This window comes from Polaromonas sp. P1_E1_2 (assembly GCF_056406035.1).
Map to the genome: position 1 here is coordinate 1 of NZ_JBFUAZ010000462.1, position 3480 is coordinate 3480.

3 protein-coding genes and 16 tRNA genes are annotated in these 3480 nt (G+C 58.6%); all 19 read left to right on the top strand.

The genetic code is table 11. The annotated features are described in order from the left end of the window. Positions 1-85 precede the first annotated feature (85 nt). Positions 86-164, top strand: a tRNA-Gln gene (locus tag AC1D1P_RS18005). Between the two features lie 8 nt (positions 165-172). Further along, positions 173-247 (top strand) — tRNA-Ile (locus AC1D1P_RS18010). Positions 248-268: 21 nt separating this feature from the next. Next, a tRNA-Arg gene (locus AC1D1P_RS18015) sits at positions 269-344 on the top strand. A gap of 25 nt (positions 345-369) precedes the next feature. After that, positions 370-449, top strand: a tRNA-Arg gene (locus AC1D1P_RS18020). Positions 450-476: 27 nt separating this feature from the next. Beyond that, positions 477-552, top strand: a tRNA-Pro gene (locus AC1D1P_RS18025). A 28-nt stretch (positions 553-580) separates the two neighbouring features. Beyond that, positions 581-656, top strand: a tRNA-Asp gene (locus tag AC1D1P_RS18030). Positions 657-736: 80 nt separating this feature from the next. Continuing rightward, positions 737-814: transfer RNA gene (locus tag AC1D1P_RS18035), tRNA-Leu, on the top strand. A gap of 12 nt (positions 815-826) precedes the next feature. Further along, positions 827-911, top strand: a tRNA-Leu gene (locus tag AC1D1P_RS18040). A gap of 75 nt (positions 912-986) precedes the next feature. Further along, positions 987-1063 (top strand) — tRNA-Trp (locus AC1D1P_RS18045). Between the two features lie 9 nt (positions 1064-1072). Then, positions 1073-1158 (top strand) — tRNA-Cys (locus tag AC1D1P_RS18050). 14 nt (positions 1159-1172) lie between these two features. Beyond that, positions 1173-1251, top strand: a tRNA-Arg gene (locus AC1D1P_RS18055). Between the two features lie 35 nt (positions 1252-1286). Beyond that, positions 1287-1484: a hypothetical protein gene (locus AC1D1P_RS18060; RefSeq protein WP_477670721.1), complete on the top strand. Its 198-nt coding sequence runs from the start codon at positions 1287-1289 to the stop codon at positions 1482-1484. A gap of 27 nt (positions 1485-1511) precedes the next feature. Next, positions 1512-1587, top strand: a tRNA-Asn gene (locus AC1D1P_RS18065). Between the two features lie 12 nt (positions 1588-1599). After that, positions 1600-1674, top strand: a tRNA-Ile gene (locus AC1D1P_RS18070). A gap of 15 nt (positions 1675-1689) precedes the next feature. After that, positions 1690-1765 (top strand) — tRNA-His (locus AC1D1P_RS18075). Between the two features lie 7 nt (positions 1766-1772). Then, a tRNA-Lys gene (locus AC1D1P_RS18080) sits at positions 1773-1847 on the top strand. A gap of 25 nt (positions 1848-1872) precedes the next feature. After that, positions 1873-1948: transfer RNA gene (locus tag AC1D1P_RS18085), tRNA-Val, on the top strand. A gap of 32 nt (positions 1949-1980) precedes the next feature. Next, positions 1981-2541, top strand: coding sequence for an HNH endonuclease (locus AC1D1P_RS18090; protein ID WP_477673913.1), 561 nt, complete (start codon positions 1981-1983; stop codon positions 2539-2541). Positions 2542-2844: 303 nt separating this feature from the next. Beyond that, a partial coding sequence (locus tag AC1D1P_RS18095) for an HAD hydrolase-like protein (protein ID WP_477673914.1) occupies positions 2845-3480 on the top strand: 636 nt, incomplete at its 3' end.

A 3480-nucleotide genomic window follows, 5' to 3' on the forward strand; every position in this document is an offset into this window, starting at 1 on the left:
GGTTCAAGGCACTCGCTTGCTAAGCGAGAGCCCATGAAAGTGGGCTCATGGGTTCGAATCCCCTATCTTCCGCCATCTCTTTGATGGGCCGTTCGCCAAGCTGGTCCAAGGCATCGGGTTTTGATCCCGACATTTCGGTGGTTCGAATCCATCACGGCCTGCCATTTTTTCGGGTTGCATAGCTCAGTGGTAGAGCAGCGGGCTCATAACCCGCCGGTCGTTGGCTCGGTCCCAACTGCAACCACCACCTGCATCACCCAAGCCATTTGCGCGCATAGCTCAGCGGGACTCAGAGCGCGACCCTCCGAAGGTCGAGGCTGGCAGTTCGAGTCTGCCTGCGTGCAGCAGCAATAACCCAAATAGATTTTTCTCGCGTTAGCTCAGTCCGGAATCAGAGCATCTGCCTACGAAGCAGAGGGTCGGAAGTTCAAATCTTTCACGCGAGGCCATTCAGTTTTCATTCAGCTCGATTCAATCCGTGTGTGGCGCAGTTGGTAGCGCGCGTGCTTTGGGAGCATGAGGTCGCAGGTTCGAGACCTGCTACATGGACCATCTTCATTCCGGTCTTCTTCATTCTTTTGGTCTGTTAGCTCAGCTGGTAGAGCACTTCCCTGTCCAGGATGTGGTCACGGGTTCGATTCCCGTACAGGCCGCCACCATTCATGCCGTGCTACCTCGGTCGATGGATCGATAACCCCATGCGCCGGATCGAATCCGGGCTGGACACCAGATAAATGCTCAAGTGGCGGAATCGGAAGACGCGCCTGCTTCAAAACCAGGTCTTTTGGGAGTTCGAGTCTCCCCTTGAGTACCAGAACAGTTTTCAGCCCCGGTGGTGGAATGGGAAGACACACTGGCCTTAGAAGCCAGCGCTTTCGGGCATGCCGGTTCGATGCCGGCCTGGGGCACCATTTTTTTTTATTTTTCGAAGGGTCGAAGGTGCCGGCATCAAAACCGTCCTGCGGCTCCGGACTCACGTTTCCTACGGGTGTGTAGCTCAACCAGGCAGAGTAGCGGCCTCCAAAGCCGAAGGTTAGAAGTTCGATTCTTCTCGCGCCCGCCAGCGATTTCCGGCGGTGTACCCCAGTGGTCGAAGGGAGCGGATTGCAAATCCGCCTGCGTCAGCACGCGTCAGTTCGAATCTGACCACCGCCTCCATCTCATTGCTTTCAGCGCCTGTAGCTCAGCCAGGAAAGAGCGCTGGGCTTCTACCCCAGTTTGTCGGCCGTTCGAATCGGCCCAGGCGCGCCACATTCCCCGTTCAACCAACCTCAAGGAGATTTGCCATGACAGCCAGAAACACAGCGGCCTCCAGGAGGATGGCCAAACGGACGACCACACCCCGCAACCGCATTGTTCGTGCCCTGCTGCGCGGTATCGCCGCCGCCGGCAGCGCGCGGCATCGTCATGCCTTGGAGAAGCGAGGGCATGCACAAGATGACCGTGACCTGGATCAGCGTGTCCGCGAATGCGGCGAGTGGTGAGCCCACCTGATTTCCCGCCTCCCTTATTCCACGATAGCTCAGCTGGTAGAGCGCGCGACTGTTAATCGCGTCGTCCCTGGTTCGACCCCAGGTCGTGGAGCCAATTTTTTTTCATAGCCGCATAGCTCAGTGGTAGAGCAGTGCCTTGATAAGGCACAGGTCGCTGGTTCGATGCCGGCTGCGGCTACCAGTTTCTTTTTTTTCGGTGCAAGTGGCGCAGTTGGCAGCGCAGCGGGATGTGACCCCGCGGGTCACCGGTTCGAGTCCGGTCTTGCACCCCACTCCAATGCGGGCATAGCTCAGAGGCAGAGCAACCGGCTTTTAACCGGTAGGTCGAGATTTCGAAATTCTCTGTCCGCACCATTCGTCATTCAGCGCTTCGTTGTTCAGCTCTTTAGCTCAGCAGGTAGAGCAGCGCCCTTACAAGGCGATGGTCGGGAGTTCGATCCTCTCAAGAGCTACCAAATTCATTCATTTCACCTTACAGGAGGCCACGATGCATCACGTTCTGCAGCTCGACATCCAGGGGACGCCCCAAGCCTGGATCACGGCTGAAGATGCGGCGTTGCACTATGCCACCGGTACCGTGGCGTGGGAGGAGGGTGACAGCCCCCTCGCCACGCTTCGCGGTGGGTGGAATGTGGCGCGTGGCCGGCAATCGCTGATGGTCATTCAGCCCATCATTGCCCTGCGCGGTTCGCCGCGGCGCAACCTGTTTGAGGTCACGCCGGCCGTGTCGAAACCCAAGCTGTTGCGCCGGGACCGCTGCACCTGCGCCTACTGCGCTCAGATCTTCCTCGAAAAAGATCTCGAAGCCGAGCACATCATTCCCGACAGCAAGGGTGGAGCCTACAGCTGGACCAACCTGGTCAGTGCATGCCGGTCGTGCAACGCACGCAAAGGCGCCCGCACCCCCGAGCAGGCTGGAATGCCGCTGGTCTACTTGCCTTACGTTCCGTCGCTGTGGGAAGACTTCCTGCTGCGCGGCCGCAATGTACGGGCCGACGTCCATGAGTGGCTGGCCGCCCGGCTGCCCAAGGGATCCAGGCTGAATTGAGTTCAGCAGCCGAAGCGGCGCGTCGCGAAAGTGGTGCGCCGCTTTTTTATTCCTGATAGTTCCCTGGATCATCGGCATGCTGTCCAGCATGCCTGTGCGCGGCCCACGGCCGCCGCCATATGGCAGGATCGGCCCGGACTCACGGCTGCAGAAGACAACAGGCYATCTGCCTTTAAGATCAACCCGATGAGGTACTGGCGGTGACTGGTCTTGGGGAGAATTCCTGTGCCAGGAATGACTCATCCGTATCATCAGTTCGGGCTGCTATCTGTTTTGAGCGTTACTGCCTTGTATTGAACCCTAATGATTTTTGACAACGACCGTTTTGACGCTGCCATCATCGACCTGGACGGCACCATGGTCGATACCCTGGGCGACTTTGTGGCTGCCCTCAACCTGATGCTGGCTGAAATGCTGCCGGGCCACCTGCCGGCGTTTGCGCTTGATGCTGCAGCAGTGGAGCGCATGGTTGGAAAAGGCTCGGAGCATCTCGTCAGGACCACGCTGAAATATGTCCAGGAGAAGATGGGCATTGCGCTGGCAGCTATCGATTTAATAGCGCTTTACGATGCGGCCTACGTCGCTTACCAACGGCATTACACCCGCATCAATGGCCGGCACTCTGCGGTTTATCCGGGTGTCCTGGAAGGCTTGCATGTGTTGCAGCAGGACGGACTGCGGCTTGCCTGCCTGACCAACAAACCCCTGGCGTTTGCCCGCGAACTGCTCAAGCTCAAAGGCCTCGACGGCTTTTTTACCCAGGTTTTTGGCGGGGATTCATTCGAGCGCAAAAAGCCAGATCCGCGGCCCTTGCAGAGAACCTGCGAATGCCTCGGCACTTCGCCTGCCCGCACGCTGATGATCGGCGTCTCCTGCAACTATGCCCGGGCCTCCCGGGCCGCGGGCTGTCCGGTGTTGCTGGTGACGTATGGGTATAAC